The following is a 15,873-nucleotide window of genomic DNA, read 5'->3' as shown; positions in this document are numbered from 1 at the left end:
ACCCTCTTTTTTTCCCACATGTAGTGTTTGCAATGGCACGTAAATTATTTACATAAAATCAACTCATCATTTTTAACCTATTGATTTTTAAAGACAAAAAATCTGGCCCGCGTATTGCATAGGGTATTGCAGGCATCTTTGCCGCAATGAAGGAAGCAGTACAGACCAGCAATGCAAACCACCAAGGAGAAGTGTCATGAATTGGGACATCATCGAAGGTAACTGGAAACAGTTCAAAGGCAACATCAAGGAGCAATGGGGCAAGCTCACCGACGATCAGTTGGACACCATTGCCGGCAAGCGCGACCAGCTTTCGGGACAAATCCAGGAAGCGTACGGCGTCAGCAAGGACGAGGCAGAAAAACAGATTCGCTCCTTCGAGGAACGCAATCGCGATGATCGCCGCTTCATGTAAGCGCGCAATCCATCCTTTCATTTTTCAACAACGACAAAAGGACACCATCATGAAAAAAGCACTCTCGATGATCGTTATCGCCTCCGCCAGTTTCGGCTTCATGTCCGCATCGCATGCACAGGACAAGGCTTCCTACGATGCCGCGCAAAAAAGCGCGAAGGCCGAATACAAGGCAGCACGCGAAAAATGCGACACGCTGAAGGACAACGCCAAGGACATCTGCCAGGCGGAGGCCAAGGCTGCACGCGTGAAGACGGAAGCCAATGCCGAGGCTGCCTATAAAGGCACCGACAAGGCACGCCAAAAGGCACGCAAGGACATCGCCGATGCCGACTATGAAGTCGCCCAGGAAAAGTGCGACGACCTGAAAGGTAATCAGAAAGACGTCTGCGAGAAGGAAGCCAAGGCTGCCAAGGAATCCGCCGTTGCCGATGCCAAGGCTGCAAAAGCCTCATCCGAAGCACGCAAGGATGCTGCCGAGGACAAACATGACGCCAACGTCGCTGCACAGCGCGAAAGATGCGACACGCTGAGCGGTGCGGAAAAATCGCGTTGCATCTCGGCCGCCAACGCCAACAAATAAGAATCGGCGCATCGCCTGACCGCGGCGGCATGTCACGGTCGCGAGTGAATTGATTCATGCAGCGGTTTTCGCAGCGATGCGGAAACCGCTTTTTTTTATACAGCGCGCTTCAACCCGGATGAATCATGTCTTTCGGCTGCACCCAGCGGTCGAAATCCTCGCCGCTGACCAGTCCGAGCGCAATCGCGGTATCGCGCAGGTTGGTGCCATCCTTGTGTGCCTGCTTGGCGATCTGCGCTGCCTTGTCGTAGCCGATGTGCGGCGCCAGCGCCGTCACCAGCATCAGCGAGCGCGCCATCAGGTCGGCAATGCGGTCGCGATGCGCAACGATGCCGTGCGCGCAATGTTCGTCGAAGCTGTCTATGCCGTCCGTCAGCAGGCGCACGCTCTGCAGGAAGTTATGCGCCAGCAGCGGCTTGAAGACGTTCAGTTCGAAATTTCCTGATGCGCCGCCGATGTTCAGCGCGACGTCGTTGCCGAATACCTGACAGCACAGCATCGTCACCGCCTCGCTCTGCGTCGGATTCACCTTGCCCGGCATGATGGAACTGCCCGGCTCGTTTTCCGGAATGCCGAGCTCGCCCAGGCCGGAACGCGGGCCGGATGCCAGCCAGCGCACGTCGTTGGCGATCTTCATCATCGCCGCTGCCAGCGTCTTCAGGCCGCCGTGCACCGCCACCAATGCATCGTGCGCAGCCAGCGAGGCGAACTTGTTCGGCGCGCTGACGAAGGGCACGCCGGTGCGGCGCGCCAGTTCCGCCGCGATGCGCACGCCGAATTCCGGATGCGTGTTCAATCCCGTTCCCACTGCCGTACCGCCAGCCGCCAGTTCACGCAACGGCGGCTGCAGCGCCGCGATGCAGTTCCGCGCATGCGCCAACTGCGCGACGTAGCCGGAGAATTCCTGTCCCAATGTCAGCGGCGTCGCATCCTGCAGATGCGTGCGACCGATCTTGACGATGTCGGCAAACTCGTCCGACTTTGCCTGCAGCGTCGCGCGCAGACGTTCGATGGCCGGCAGCAGCCGGTTGTGCACGCCGATGGCAGCCGCGACGTAGATCGCGGTCGGAAAGATGTCGTTGGACGACTGCCCCATGTTGACGTCGTCGTTCGGATGCACGAGGCGCTTTTCGCCGCGTTCGCCGCCCAGCAGTTCGGAAGCGCGATTGGCCAGCACTTCGTTCATGTTCATGTTGCTCTGCGTGCCGGAACCGGTCTGCCACACCGCCAGCGGAAATTCCTGCGGATGGCGGCCGGCGATGACTTCGTCCGCCGCAGCGACGATGGCTTGCGCCTTCTCCTTCGGCAACCGCTCCAGATCGCGGTTCACCGTCGCCGCAGCGCGCTTGACTTCAGCCAGCGCCGCAATCAATTCCGGCGGCATCTTCTCGGTGGAAATGCGGAAATGCATCAGCGAGCGCTGCGTCTGCGCGCCCCACAGGCGATCGTTGTCGACATCGATCGGCCCGAACGTATCGCGCTCCTTGCGTGTGGTCATGGTGTCTCTCCTTGCATCGTGCATGGCGTCATGGTCTGCGGCGTGGCATTACACACGATAGCAAACAATACGGCCGGATGTCCGAACCCGCGTTTTTTTGCATGTACATATGCGCAAATCGGCTAATGCAAAAACCGCAGATGCATGCGCGAAGAGATTCGTTCCTTTCGCAAAGTCGAATCGTTAATCTGCCGTTTTCCCGCATGCGCTCCAGACATGTCTGCCGACACCCGCCAGTTATCGGTCGCACGCGTTCATCGTTTCGCCATCGCACGATTCAATCATTCATCACAGGGAGAACCACATGAACCATATTCATCAGCCTCTTTCCGCATTGCGACGCCGCGTTGTCACCCTGCTTGCGCTGCTGCCGGTGCTGGCGATCCTGTCCTTCACCGCACAGGCGCAGAGCAAGCCGGATACCGCTCATACCGTACGCATCGGCTACCAGAAATCATCGACGCTGATCACCATCCTGAAGACGCGCGGCACGCTGGAACAGAAACTGGCGCCGCTCGGCGTCAAGGTCAGCTGGCATGAATTCGCCAGCGGCCTGCCGCTGCTGGAAGCGCTGAACGTCGGCGCGGTCGACGTCTCGGCCGACGTCGCCGACACGGTGCCGGTGTTCGCGCTGGCCGCCGGCGCGCAACTGACCTACATCGCGCAGGAAGCACCGTCGCCGAGCGCGCAGGCGATCCTCGTCAAACCCGATTCGCCGATCAAGACCGTCGCCGATCTGAAAGGCAGGCGCATCGGCTTCGCCAAGGCGGCCGGCGCACATTACCTGCTGCTGGCCGCGCTCGATCAGGCCGGTCTGTCGCTGAAGGATGTGCAGCCCGCCTATCTGGCACCGGCCGACGGCCGCGCCGCATTCGAGAAAGGCGCGATCGATGCCTGGGTGATCTGGGATCCCTTCCTGTCCGCTGCACAGCGCCAGGCACATGCGCGCATCGTGACCGACGGCCGCAATCTCGCCGACTACCAGCGCTATTACCTCGCTTCGACACCGTTCGCGAAAGCGCATCCGGATGTCGTCAAGCTGATCGTCGATGAACTGAAAACCACCGGCAAATGGGTCAAGCAGGCACCGGCCAATGCCGCCGCGCTGCTGTCGCCGGTGTGGGGACTGGATGCCGCCACCATCGAGCAAGCCAATGCACGCCGCAGCTACAACGTGCGCGCCGTCGTGCCGCAGCACCTGAGCGAACAGCAGAAGATCGCCGATGCCTTTTTCACCGAAGGACTGCTGCCGAAGAAGGTGAACGCGACTGCCGTTCCGCTGTTCTGATTGATGTTCTGATTTTTGCCACATACGGAATCGAAATGGGCCAACTACCGAAGCCGGGCGAACTGCTGCCGTCCGCCGCTACTTTCACGCCGCAGCATCTGGCGCAGCGCGATTTCGGCGCGCTGACTGATGCCGTCGAATCCACCGCCGCCGCCTTGGCCGCCACCGCCGTCGCACGCGACCGCAAGGGCGGCACCGCGTGGGCGGAGCGGCAGGCATTGCGCGACAGCGGCCTGCTGAAGCTTGCCGTGCCGGCTGCCTACGGCGGACCGGAAAGGCCATGGCCGGACATTTATCGCATCATTCGCCGCTTCGCCGAAGTCGACAGTTCGCTCGCGCATCTGTTCGGCTTCCAGCATCTGCAGGTCGCCAGCGTCGCGCTGTTCGGCAATCCGCAGCAGAAGGAACGCCTGCTTGGCCAGACCGTCAGCGAGAACTGGTTCTGGGGCAATGCGACGAACGGGCTGGATACTCGCACGACATTGACGTGGAAGAATGAGGACGGCGGCTACTACGAGCTGAACGGCATCAAGTCGTTCTGCTCCGGCGCGACGGGTTCCGACATGCTGAACGTGACCGCGCCGCGTTCCGCCGATCCAGCCGACCGCGTATTCCTGTCGATTCCGACCAGCCGCGTCGGCGTGAAGGTGCTGGACGACTGGGACAACATGGGCCAGCGCCAGACCGACAGCGGCTCGGTCACCTTCACACAGGTGCGCGTCGAAAAGAACGAAGTGCTCGGTCCGCCGGGCACCGCCGGCACGCCACGCGCGACGCTGCGCACGCTGGTGTCGCAACTGATCCTGGTCGAGATCTACCTCGGCAATGCGCAGGGTGCGCTGCTGAACGCATGGAAATATGTACACGAACAGGGGCGGCCGTGGTTCCAGTCCGGCCTCGAACGCGCGAGCGACGATCCGTTCACGCAGCAGCGCTTCGGCGACCTGCGTATCGCACTGCGCGGCGCAATCGTACTGGCCGAAGATGCGGCACGGCGATTGCAGCATGCATGGGAACGCGGCGATGCGCTGACCGCGCAGGAACGCGGCGAACTGGCGGTGGCGATTTTCGAAACCAAGATTGCTGCAGCCCGCTCAGCGCTGGACATCACGTCGAAAATCTTCGAGGTGATGGGCGCACGCGCAACGGCGGCCAAGTACGGCTTCGATCGTTTCTGGCGCAACGTGCGCGTGCACACGCTGCACGATTCGCTGGACTACAAGCTGAAGGATGTCGGCCTATGGGTGCTGAGCGGAGAAACGCCGGCACCGTCGATCTATTCGTGACCCGCTGTTTGCCGCCATTCATGGCGATGCAGTTATTCGTGGTCTTTTCCGCAGGGAGAATCCTGCACGGCATTCTCCCTGCCGGCCATTCAGCGGCGTGGACGATTGCGCCAGCCCGCAGCAAGATGTGACACCAGATAGAGCAGCAGTACGCCGCCGATCAGCAGTACGGCATCGTCCCAGTCGGTGCGGTCGTCGAAGCTGTCGCCCAGCACGGCGCGGATCACCAGCACGACGAGCAGATGCATGCAGAACACCGGCAGCGATGCCGCGCCCATGGCTTCGAAGAAACGCAAGCGCGGCAGCATCGGCGCAATACGCTGACCGAAATGCTGCAATACGATCGCCAGCGCGAGGAAGTTCACCATGCGCAGCGGCGCCAGATGCCATTTGTCGAACAGCCAGCGATTCAGCACGTCATTACCGGGAAACGGCGCCTGCCCGACTGCATGGCGCCAGACGAAGCAGATGACGACAATCGCCAGCGCCGTCCCCAGAATTCTTGGCGAAAAAGCCAGCCAGCGATCGAGCCTGCCTTGCGCGTGCATGGATCCCAGCCACAGGCCCAGCACCCACAGCAATTGCCACGCATAGGTTTCGAACGCGCCCGTCTCGCGAAACGGCACGGTCAGGCCAGTCGCCGCAACCAGCATCGCGTACAGTGCGGCCGAAATATCGAACTGTGCCGCCGCCCACAGCAGCAGGCTGACGGCGAAGATGCCGCGCCAGCCGCACCGCATGCCGTGAGCCAGCAGCCACGGACTCAGCAGCAACAGCAGGATGTACAGCGGAAGAATGTCCAGCAGCGGCGGGTTGTAGATCAGCAGGACGCTGGCCCATAGCGCAGTCACCGGATCGTACAGATAGAAGCCGATCAGGCTCTTCAGCCCCGGCTGGCCGAACTTCAGGCCGAGCCCGGCGATGACGGTGAACAGCAACAGCAGACAGCCGACATGCCACGCATAGACGGTCAGCGTGCGACGGAAGAAGGCACGACGCATCGCCGGCACGCCATCACGCTGCGCCTTGCGCGTATAGACCATGCCGGCCATGAAGGCCGACAGGATGACGAAGCCTTCGGCGGCGGAAACGAAACCGAAGGACTGCCCGAAAATATTGCTGTAACGGGTCGGCAAATGGGTGGTGAACATCATCACCAGCATCAGGCCGCGCAGCGCATCCAGCTCCCAGCGGCGGGAAAGCGTATTGGTCATTCTGTCGATCGAGAGAGGAGCAACGCCGTGACGGCAGCATGTTTCATGCCTGCCGATGAAGCTGGCGTCCGTGGAGAGAACGTCTGTAGAACGCGCCAAACAGGAAAAAGTTCTTTCCGGCACGCATTTCTTTTACGCATTGCATGATGCAATGCACGAACTTCTTCAACGCTGCTGAATGATCTTCAGGCTGCGCAACTGCTCCACCGCAAGATCGAGGAAGGCGCGCACCTTCGGCGCCATGTGCCGCGTGCCGGCAACGACCAACTGTACCGGCAGCATTTCCGGCTCATAACTTGAAAGCACGCGCACCAGCGTGCCGGCAGCCAGATCGTCGGCCACCTGGTAAGACAGCACCCGCGCCAGACCGCGCCCGGCCTTCACCGCCAGCAGGGCGACATCGATTTCATTGACGATCAGACGCGGCGACAATTGCATCGTGCGTTCACGGCCTGCGTGGCGAAATCGCCATTCCATCGCAGCCAGGCGGCCGGACGTGTAAATGACGTCATGCGCCGCCAGATCGTCGGGCGTCTTCGGCTTGCCGCGTCGCGCCAGATATTCCGGGCTTGCCACCAGCATGCGGCGTACCGAACCGACACGCCGCGCCACCAGATTGGTATCCGCCATCGCACCGATACGGACCGCGACGTCCAACCCTTCCTCGATCAGATCGAGATTGCGATCGCTCATCACCATGTCGACCCGCATCCCGGGATACAAATCCAGATAACTGTTGACGATAGGCGCCACGTGCCGGCGGCCGAATACCAGCGGCGTCGTCAGACGCAGCGTGCCGCGCAACGGCGCATCCGCATCCTCGCGCACCGCATCGTCGTAATCCGCCAGCACCTGCCGCGCCTGCGCCGCCAGCCGCATGCCCGCTTCGGTCGCTGCCAGATGCCGCGTCGTGCGCTCGACAAGCCGCACGCCGATCCGCTGTTCCAGCGACGACAGCAGGCGTGTCACCGCAGGTGCCGAACGCCGCAGCTTGCGACTGGCGCCAATCAGACTGCCGGTATCGAGAATGGCAAGAAAGACTTCCAGCTCGTCGAGGCGATCCATGATTATTCCTGAAATTGAAATAGTTAATTGCAATTTTGCCTGATTTACTTCATTTTCAGAAATTCATACGATGAAGCCTCTCATTCAACGGAGGATTCCATCATGACCATCAAGCTTTACGGTGTGCCGCTTTCCGGCCATTGCCATCGCGTCGCGCTGCTGCTCGACATGCTGCAACTGCCGTACGAATTCATCGCCGCAGGTGCCGATGTGCGCAGTTCAGAGAATTTTCTGAAACTGAATCCGCTGAGACAGATTCCAGTGCTGGTCGACGGCGATCTCGTCCTCAGCGACAGCAACGCGATCCTGGTTTATCTCAGTCTGCGCCATGCGCCGCAAGGCAAGTGGTATCCATCAGACGCGATCGCCGCCGCGCAGGTGCAGCGCTGGCTGTCGATTGCCGCTGGCGAAGTGCGATACGGCCCGGCCAGTGCGCGCATGACGGCGCTGTGGAATATGCCGGGCGAAGTCGATGTCGCCCTTGCAGAAAAAATCACCGCGCGCCTGTTCCATATGATGGATAGCCATCTGGCGCAACGCCAGTGGCTGGCGACGCCGCATCCGACGATCGCGGATCTCGCCTGCTATTCGTATATCGCGCATGCGCCGGAAGGCCGCATTTCGCTGGAAGCATATCCGGCCATCCGCGCCTGGCTGCAGCGCGTGGAAGCATTGCCGCATTTCCATCCCATGCCGGCATCGCCCGTGCCCGCAGCATCATGAATAACGCACCTATCCTGCCGGCGCGCAAGGAAGAGCCTTTCCACGAAGGCGAACGACGCGCCCATGCACTGGCCGGCGGAGGCCCGCCCGGCTTCGCGATACGCGACGCGATGCCGGATCAGCATCGTGACTTCTTTTCGATGCTGTCGTACGTGATGCTGGCCACGATCGATGCAGACGGTGCACCTGTCGCCACGATCGTCACAGGCCCGCCCGGCTTTATCGATGCGCCGGATGCGCAGACACTGCATATCGACGGCCGCGCAAACTGGCAGGCGAATGTACGGCCCCTGCTTCAACCGGGAAAGCCGATCGGCATGCTGGGCATCGATCTCGGCAACCGTCGCCGCAATCGTGCGAACGGCATCGTCCGTCGCATCGATGGTGCCGTCAGTGAAGGCGGCATCGAACTGCAGGTGACGCAATCGTTCGGCAATTGCCCGAAGTACATCCAACTGCGCGAAGTCGTGCATGTCACGCAAAGCACACCTAGCGAAGAAATACAGATTGCCGACCAGCTGGATGCCTCAGCAAGCGAGATGATCGCGCAAGCCGACACCTTCTTCGTCGCCAGCGGCATCGATGCACGCAACAACGAAGGCGGTATCGACGTATCGCACAAAGGCGGCCACCCGGGCTTTGTACGCATCGACGGCAATACGTTGACGATTCCCGATTTCACCGGAAACCGCTACTTCAACACGCTGGGAAATCTGCTGGTGGACGATCGCGCGGCATTGCTGTTCGTCGATTTTTCGAACGGCGACCTGCTGCATCTGCAAGGCCGCACGGAAATTGTCTGGGAAGTGCCGGAAGCGGAGCGCTTCGATGGAGCCGAACGCCTGTGGCGGTTTCATGTGCAACGCGTACAACGCACGACACATGCGATCCCGTTACGCTGGATGTTGCAGGAAGTATCACCGGCGCTGGCGCGTACCGGCCACTGGTGATGAGAATTCCGACTACTTGACGCGCTGCTTCTCCAGCTTGCGCGCCAGTGTGCGGCGATGCATACCGAGGCGGCGCGCCGCTTCGGAGATATTGAAGTCGGTTTCCGCCAGCACCGCGTGGATGCGCTCCCATTCCAGCGTCTTGATCGACGTGGAACGATTGGTCAGCTCGACATCGGCGTTACCGGCGACCTGCTCGAAGGCAGCCTCGATGTCGTCGGTATTGGACGGTTTGGCCAGATACTGGATCGCGCCCAGTTTGATCGCTTCGACCGCCGTATTGATGCTGGCGAAGCCGGTCAGCACGACGATCAGCATTTCCGGGTCGTGCTCGTGCAGCATCTGCACGCAAGCCAGTCCCGACGTATTACCGTGCAGCTTCAGATCGACCACGGCATAGCCGGGCGAATGCTCTTCCAGCAACGTCTCCGCCTCGTCCTGGCTGGACGCGTGCAGCACGCGATAATTGCGGCGTTCGAACGAGCGCACCAGCGTGCGTGCAAATGCGGCATCGTCCTCGATGATCAGCAACAGGCGCTGTTCTTCAGACTGCATGGATATCGTCCTCCTCGATCGCGATCGTCGCCAGCGGCAACGTAATCTGCACCTGCGCGCCGCCCTCTTCGCGATTATGCGCGGTTACGGTACCGCCCAGCGTGCGTGCGACATTAACCGACAGAAACAGGCCAAGCCCGCCACCTGGCCTGCCCTTCGTCGATTGATACGGCTTGCCGAACTGCGCCAGCATCGCCGGCGCGAAGCCGGAACCGGAATCGGTCACCGTCAGCCGCAGCAGATCGGCTTCGCATTCCGCCTTCATCGCCAGCCAGCGCGGCGATGCTTCCAGCGCATTGTCGAGCACGTTGCAGATCATCTGCTTCAGCGCCGAATCGAAAACCACCGGCTGATCGCGTTCGATGCGATTGTCGTAATCGAAAGCGACGACAGGACGGCTTTCGCGCCATTCGTCGGCCAGCTCGTTCAGGAAGGTATTGATCGTGGTCTTCACCGACGATTCGCCGCGCGCTTCGCCGGCCGACAGCAGGATGCCGCTGACGATAGCCTTGCAGCGCAGCACCTGCGTCTGCATCTCGCCGATCTCTTCGCGCAGTTCCGGATTGTTGGCGAACTCCGGCATGCGGCGCCAGTCGCCGAGAATCACCGACAGCGTCGACAGCGGCGTGCCGAGTTCATGCGCAGCACCGGAGGCCAGCAAGCCCATGCGCACGATGTGTTCTTCCTCGGCCGCGCGCTGGCGCAGATCAGAGAGCTGTGCGTAGCCGGCGCGCAGATTGCGGCCGATGCGCGTAATGAAGAAGACCAGCAGCGCCGCATTGATCGCGAAGCACAGCAGCGTGCCTTGCACGTACAGGCTCAGATAACTGTCGCTGTCTTCGTACGACAGCACCAGCGGTGCGGAAAACTTGGCAAGCCCGGCCAGGCACAGGCTGGTGACGCCAACGATGATCCAGGTTGACCATGCCTCCAGCAGGACGGCGCCCAGGATGACCTGCAGCAGATAGAGGAACGCGAAGGGATTGGTGGTGCCGCCGCTCAGATACAGCTGCGCCGTCAGGATGGCGACATCAATCAGCAGCGCGAGAAAGACTTCGTTGTTGGTGACGATGCGGCGCTCATGCCAGCGCAGCTGGCTGCCGATGTTGAAGGCGATCAGGCAGACCAGCACTTCCAGCATGTGGCGCACCGGCAGTTCGATGCCGTAACCCATCGTGACGACGGCGATCGTCGTGATCTGGCCGATGACGGCGATCCAGCGCAGCTGGATCAACAGCCGCATGTTCTTGTGTCCAGCCGCAGCTTCGCCCTTGGGCGCACTCCATGGCCCGGCGATTCTTTTTTCAGTGACTGGGGTGTCGGTCGTGACTGCCATCTTTGCTGTGGTCCTCTGTTCCACGATGCTGTCGATCGGCGGCGCGCCGGGCGCGGCGCTCGTCGCGCTTGACCCAGAAGGCGGCGCCCGCCACCATCAAGGCTAAAGCATACCAAGTAAGCGCATAGACCAGATGGCTGTTGTGGAAACGGATGACCGTGAGCCCCCCGACCGGACGAACTGCACCATTTGCCGCCGGCGGCTCCATGCCGACATCGGCGTCGACAAAGTACGGCGCGACAGCCGTCAGGCCGCGCGAAGCGGCAATCGCCGCGACATCGCGCGAATACCAAAGGTTGCCGGCAGGATCATTGTGGCGCAGGAAACCGCCACCCGGTTCGCTGATGCGCAGCAGACCGCTGACCGTCACCGCGCCGTCGACCGCCGCGCTACGCGCTGTATCGACGTTCGGGAAGATGAAGCCGCGGTTGACCAGCACAACCGTGCCTTCTTCGGTACGCAACGGCGTCAGCAGCCAATAGCCGCTGCCAAGCTCGGTAGCAGCCTGTACTTTGACGGAAAGTTCGGGGAGATAGACGCCAGTCAGACGGACATGGCGGTATTCGTCGGATGCTGCAGTAATTTGCGGCCAGCGCTCAGGACCTGGCGCCTGCACCGGTGCGGCATGAACGCGCGTTTCGACACGTTCGATCAATGCCAGCTTCCATTGCAACCGATAGACCTGCCAGGTTCCCAGTGCGAGAAACCCGGCAAACAATACAACGGCCGTCGCGGCAAGTATCAGCCGCACGGCCAGGGAACGCGGGCGGCGTTCGATTTCGTGAGAAGCCGTGCCGTCGCGTTCCAGGGCGCCTGTCATGGCATGTCGGACATCGTGTGATTGCTCGGCATGTGCATTTCATGCGTCGGATCAGACATCATGTGCGGCATCATGTTGTGGTTCAGGTGGTACATGACCCAGATCGAACCGGCCAGCATGATGACGACGACGACGATGGTGAACACCATGGCCAGCATCGACCAGCCGCCTTCTACCTTCGAGTTCATGTGCAGAAAGTAGATCATGTGTACGACCACCTGCACTGCTGCGAAACCGAGGATGACGATGGCCGTCGTGCTCGAATTCTCGATCACCTTGCCCATCACCAGCCAGAATGGAATCGCGGTCAGGATGACGGACAGGATGAAACCGATCGCGTAGCTCTTCAGCGTGCCGTGATTGGCATGATCGTCGTGATGGCCGTGTCCGTGGTCATGGCCATGATCGTGGTTGTGATGCGCGCTCATGGCAGAACTCCCATCAGGTAGACAAAGGTGAAGACGCCGATCCAGATCACGTCCAGGAAGTGCCAGAACATCGACAGGCACATCAGGCGACGGTGGTTTGCCTGGCTCAGGCCGTGACGGTTCAACTGGAACAGCAGCGTGACGAGCCAGATGATACCGAAGGTCACGTGCAGACCGTGGGTAGCGACCAGTGCGAAGAACGAGGTCAGGAAGCCACTGCGCTGCGGACCTGCACCTTCATGGATCAGGTGATGGAACTCGTACAGTTCCAACGCCAGGAAGGCCGCGCCGAACAGACCGGTGATGACTAGCCAGACCATCGTGCTCTTCAGCTTGTTGCGTTGCGATTCGAGCATCGCGAAACCGTAGGTGATCGACGACAGTAGCAGGAAGGCGGTGTTGATTGCCACCAGCGACAGGTCGAACAGTTCGGCACCGGTCGGGCCGCCTGCATAGTTGCGGCCCAGCACGGCGTACGCTGCGAACAGGCAGGCGAACACCAGGCAGTCGCTCATCAGGTAGAGCCAGAAACCCAGCAGCGTACCTTGTTCCGGGTGATGCTCATGCACGTAGAAACGTGCGCTCGGGTCAGCGCTCATGGCGCCGGCAGATTGTGCAGTGATCTCAGACATGGCTTTCCAGCATACGGGTGCGAGCATCTTCGGTACGGACGACTTCTTCCGCCGGGATGTAGTAATCGCGGTTGTAATTGAAGGTGTGAATGATGATTGCAGCCAGCATCACGAAGAAGCTGGCGGCCGCCACCAGCCACATGTGCCAGATCAGTCCGAAGCCGACCAGCGCGCTCAAGGCAGCGATGATGAAGCCGGCGCCGGTGTTCTTCGGCATGTGGATTGCGGTGAAGCCGGACAGCGGACGCTTGTAGCCCTGCTTCTTCATGTCCGCCCAGGTATCGCCTTCATACACACGTGGCGTGAATGCGAAGTTGTAGTCAGGCGGCGGCGACGAAGTCGACCATTCCAGCGTACGACCGTTCCATGGATCGCCGGTCACGTCACGCAGCTTGTCGCGGCGCAGGAAGCTGACGCCGAACTGGATGATCATCGATGCGATGCCCAGTGCGATCAATACAGCGCCAACGGCAGCGACCTGGAACCAGATCTGCAGCGACGGATCGGTGAAGTGGCTCATGCGGCGGGTCACGCCCATCAGGCCCAGAACGTACAGCGGCATGAAGGCGAGGTAGAAGCCGATCACCCAGAACCAGAACGAGCACTTGCCCCAGAACGGATCGAGCTTGTAGCCGAATGCTTTCGGGAACCAATAGTTGATTGCGGCGAACACGCCGAACACCACACCGCCGATGATCACGTTGTGGAAGTGCGCGATCAGGAACAGCGAGTTGTGCAGCACGAAGTCAGCCGGCGGAACTGCCAGCAGCACGCCCGTCATGCCGCCGATCACGAAGGTGATCATGAAGGCAATGGTCCACATCATCGGCAGTTCGAAGCGGATACGGCCGCGGTACATCGTGAACAGCCAGTTGAAGATCTTCGCACCGGTCGGGATCGAGATGATCATCGTCGTGATGCCGAAGAACGAGTTCACGCTCGCGCCCGAACCCATCGTGAAGAAGTGGTGCAGCCAGACCAGGTACGACAGGATCGTGATGACGACGGTTGCGTACACCATCGAGGTGTAGCCGAACAGACGCTTGCCCGAATACGTGGAGACGATTTCGGAGAACACGCCGAACACCGGCAGAACCAGAATGTAGACCTCAGGGTGGCCCCAGATCCAGATCAGGTTCACGTACATCATGGCGTTGCCGCCCAGATCGTTCGTGAAGAAGTTGGTATCGAAGATACGATCCAGCGACAGCATCGCCAGCACGGCGGTCAGCACCGGGAAGGCAGCGACGATCAGCACGTTGGTGCACAGTGCGGTCCAGCTGAACACCGGCATCTTCATCATGTCCATGCCGGGTGCGCGCATCTTGACGATGGTCACGATCAGGTTGACGCCGGACAGCAGCGTGCCTACACCGGCGACCTGCAATGCCCAGATGTAATAGTCGACACCGACGTCGGGACTGTGCAGGATGCCGGACAGTGGCGGATAGGCCAGCCAGCCGGTCTTGGCGAATTCACCGACGAACAGCGAAACCATCACCAGCACCGCGCCGAAGGTCGTCATCCAGAAGCTGAAGTTGTTCAGGAACGGGAACGCCACGTCGCGCGCGCCGATCTGCAGCGGCACCACGTAGTTCATCAGGCCGGTAACGAACGGCATCGCCACGAAGAAGATCATGATCACGCCGTGCGCCGTGAAGATCTGGTCGTAGTGGTGCGGCGGCAGGAAGCCGGCGTTGTCGCCAAATGCAACTGCCTGCTGCGCGCGCATCATCAGCGCATCGGCAAAGCCGCGCAGCAGCATGATCAGACCGAGGATCATGTACATGATGCCGATCTTCTTGTGGTCGATGCTGGTGATCCAGTCGCGCCACAGCGGGCCCCACAGGCGGTATTTGGTCAGCAGGGCAAGAACCGCAACACCACCGACTACCACACCGAGGAACGTGGCGATCAGGATCGGTTCATGAAGGGGAATCGCCTCCCAGCTCAGGCGACCGAAGATGAGCTTCGTCAGATCAGTTTGCATCGTTGTTCTTCAATGAATTGGAAGAAGTGCACAGTTGCGCATCGATTTGTGCAATGCGCGGTGCGGATTTGTTGTCGAGGAAGTTGCGCGCCTCGGCATCGATCTTGATGCGTTTCGCATCGTCGGACATCATCTTGTCCATGCAGACGGTACCCTCTGCGACGCAGCGGTTGAGGATCGCATGGTACAGATCGGACGCCACGGTACCGTAGTAGGTCACCGGCTCGCGGGTGCTCGGTTTTTCCAGTTCGGTGTAGACCGCACGATCCAGCGTTGCGCCGTTGGCCTTGGCTTCATTGACCCAGCGGTCGAAGTCGGCGATATCCATGCCGTGATACTTGAAGCGCATGTGCGAGAAGCCGGCACCGCTGTAGTTCGCCGAGAAGCCTTCCGACTCGACCGGCTTGTTGATGACGGCATTCAGTCGCGTTTCCATGCCCGGCATCGCGTAGATCTGGCCGGCCAGTTCAGGAATGTAGAACGAGTTCATCACCGTCGAAGCCGTGATCTCGAAGCGCACCGGCACGTCGATCGGCGTCGCCAGTTCGTTCACGGTGGCGATGCCCTGCTCCGGATAGATGAACAGCCATTTCCAGTCGAGCGCGACGACCTGAATCGTCAGCGGCTTGGCTGCCGAAGAAATCGGACGGTTCTCGTCGATGCGGTCCAGCGGACGATACGGATCCAGCTTGTGCGTGTAGACCCAGGTGATCAGACCCAGGACGATGATGATCAGCAGCGGCGCGCCCCAGATGATCAGCTCCAGCTTGGTCGAATGATCCCATTCCGGGTCGTATTTGGCGGAGGTATTGTTTTTCCGGTAGCGCCATGCAAAGATGATTACCAGGGCGATCACGGGAACGATGATCAGCAGCATCAGCAGCGTGGAGATCACGATGAGATTTGCCTGCTGGACGGCAATGTCGCCTGATGGATTCATCACTACCGTGTCGCATCCTGCGAGCAGTACCAGTAGTGGCAGCAGTAACAATCCGCGACGAGTTGTCAAAGAAATCATGCGGGTGCATTAACAGAGGTTGAAGGATCGTGCTACTGTAACGTCAATGACGCGTTTTGCCGATTGGACGTT

At 60.5% G+C, this 15,873-nt stretch carries 16 protein-coding genes; 6 read left to right on the top strand and 10 right to left on the bottom strand.

Annotation, left to right across the window (positions count from 1 at the left end; all coding sequences use genetic code 11):
* Positions 1-196: 196 nt before the first annotated feature.
* A complete protein-coding gene (locus ACO1VH_RS06730) occupies positions 197-415 on the top strand; it encodes a CsbD family protein (protein ID WP_486243730.1) in 219 nt (72 codons plus the stop codon).
* 49 nt (positions 416-464) lie between these two features.
* Positions 465-998 carry a hypothetical protein gene (locus tag ACO1VH_RS06725; protein ID WP_486243728.1) on the top strand — a complete coding sequence of 178 codons (534 nt, stop codon included), beginning with the start codon at positions 465-467 and terminating at the stop codon, positions 996-998.
* 109 nt (positions 999-1,107) lie between these two features.
* Here ACO1VH_RS06725 and fumC read toward each other — a convergent pair whose 3' ends face one another.
* Positions 1,108-2,496: a class II fumarate hydratase gene (gene fumC / locus ACO1VH_RS06720; RefSeq protein WP_486243726.1), complete on the bottom strand. Its 1,389-nt coding sequence runs from the start codon at positions 2,494-2,496 to the stop codon at positions 1,108-1,110.
* A 304-nt stretch (positions 2,497-2,800) separates the two neighbouring features.
* Here fumC and ACO1VH_RS06715 point away from each other — a divergent pair, with 304 nt between their 5' ends.
* Both ACO1VH_RS06715 and ACO1VH_RS06710 read left to right on the top strand, forming a co-directional pair.
* Positions 2,801-3,784, top strand: coding sequence for an aliphatic sulfonate ABC transporter substrate-binding protein (locus ACO1VH_RS06715; protein ID WP_486243724.1), 984 nt, complete (start codon positions 2,801-2,803; stop codon positions 3,782-3,784).
* A 35-nt stretch (positions 3,785-3,819) separates the two neighbouring features.
* The gene (locus ACO1VH_RS06710; RefSeq protein WP_486243722.1) at positions 3,820-5,070 is read left to right on the top strand and encodes an acyl-CoA dehydrogenase family protein; all 1,251 of its coding nucleotides are present in this window, start codon (positions 3,820-3,822) and stop codon (positions 5,068-5,070) included.
* Between the two features lie 89 nt (positions 5,071-5,159).
* Here ACO1VH_RS06710 and opgC read toward each other — a convergent pair whose 3' ends face one another.
* Both opgC and ACO1VH_RS06700 read right to left on the bottom strand, forming a co-directional pair.
* A complete protein-coding gene (gene opgC, locus ACO1VH_RS06705; RefSeq protein WP_486243720.1) occupies positions 5,160-6,284 on the bottom strand; it encodes an OpgC domain-containing protein in 1,125 nt (374 codons plus the stop codon).
* A gap of 165 nt (positions 6,285-6,449) precedes the next feature.
* On the bottom strand, positions 6,450-7,349 hold the full coding sequence (locus ACO1VH_RS06700; protein WP_486243718.1) for a LysR family transcriptional regulator: 900 nt from the start codon (positions 7,347-7,349) through the stop codon (positions 6,450-6,452).
* A 102-nt stretch (positions 7,350-7,451) separates the two neighbouring features.
* On the opposite strand from ACO1VH_RS06700, the gene ACO1VH_RS06695 reads away from it, so the two are divergent.
* Entirely contained in the window at positions 7,452-8,072 is a 621-nt protein-coding gene (locus ACO1VH_RS06695; RefSeq protein WP_486243716.1) for a glutathione S-transferase family protein, read from the top strand.
* Positions 8,069-9,022 carry a pyridoxamine 5'-phosphate oxidase family protein gene (locus ACO1VH_RS06690; RefSeq protein ID WP_486243715.1) on the top strand — a complete coding sequence of 318 codons (954 nt, stop codon included), beginning with the start codon at positions 8,069-8,071 and terminating at the stop codon, positions 9,020-9,022. Before ACO1VH_RS06695 ends, ACO1VH_RS06690 begins: the two co-directional genes overlap by 4 nt.
* A gap of 12 nt (positions 9,023-9,034) precedes the next feature.
* On the opposite strand, the gene ACO1VH_RS06685 is transcribed toward ACO1VH_RS06690, so the two are convergent.
* From ACO1VH_RS06685 to cyoA, 7 genes are read right to left on the bottom strand one after another with little or no spacing between them, the layout of a single operon-like run.
* Positions 9,035-9,577, bottom strand: a complete 543-nt coding sequence (locus ACO1VH_RS06685; protein ID WP_486243713.1) for a response regulator transcription factor — start codon at positions 9,575-9,577, stop codon at positions 9,035-9,037.
* Entirely contained in the window at positions 9,567-10,913 is a 1,347-nt protein-coding gene (locus ACO1VH_RS06680; protein ID WP_486243711.1) for an ATP-binding protein, read from the bottom strand. The genes ACO1VH_RS06685 and ACO1VH_RS06680 overlap by 11 nt, the downstream gene beginning before the upstream one ends.
* Positions 10,882-11,733, bottom strand: a complete 852-nt coding sequence (locus ACO1VH_RS06675) for an SURF1 family protein (protein WP_486243709.1) — start codon at positions 11,731-11,733, stop codon at positions 10,882-10,884. Before ACO1VH_RS06675 ends, ACO1VH_RS06680 begins: the two co-directional genes overlap by 32 nt.
* Positions 11,730-12,161, bottom strand: a complete 432-nt coding sequence (gene cyoD / locus ACO1VH_RS06670) for a cytochrome o ubiquinol oxidase subunit IV (protein ID WP_486243707.1) — start codon at positions 12,159-12,161, stop codon at positions 11,730-11,732. Before cyoD ends, ACO1VH_RS06675 begins: the two co-directional genes overlap by 4 nt.
* The gene (gene cyoC / locus ACO1VH_RS06665) at positions 12,158-12,793 is read right to left on the bottom strand and encodes a cytochrome o ubiquinol oxidase subunit III (RefSeq protein ID WP_486243705.1); all 636 of its coding nucleotides are present in this window, start codon (positions 12,791-12,793) and stop codon (positions 12,158-12,160) included. Before cyoC ends, cyoD begins: the two co-directional genes overlap by 4 nt.
* Positions 12,786-14,783: a cytochrome o ubiquinol oxidase subunit I gene (gene cyoB, locus ACO1VH_RS06660; RefSeq protein WP_486243703.1), complete on the bottom strand. Its 1,998-nt coding sequence runs from the start codon at positions 14,781-14,783 to the stop codon at positions 12,786-12,788. Before cyoB ends, cyoC begins: the two co-directional genes overlap by 8 nt.
* Positions 14,773-15,801, bottom strand: a complete 1,029-nt coding sequence (gene cyoA, locus ACO1VH_RS06655) for a ubiquinol oxidase subunit II (RefSeq protein WP_486243701.1) — start codon at positions 15,799-15,801, stop codon at positions 14,773-14,775. The genes cyoB and cyoA overlap by 11 nt, the downstream gene beginning before the upstream one ends.
* Positions 15,802-15,873: the final 72 nt, after the last annotated feature.

The organism is Oxalicibacterium sp., assembly GCF_057353965.1.
The sequence above is the reverse complement of the archived record's forward strand: the minus strand, read 5'-3'. Positions and strand labels throughout refer to the sequence as shown.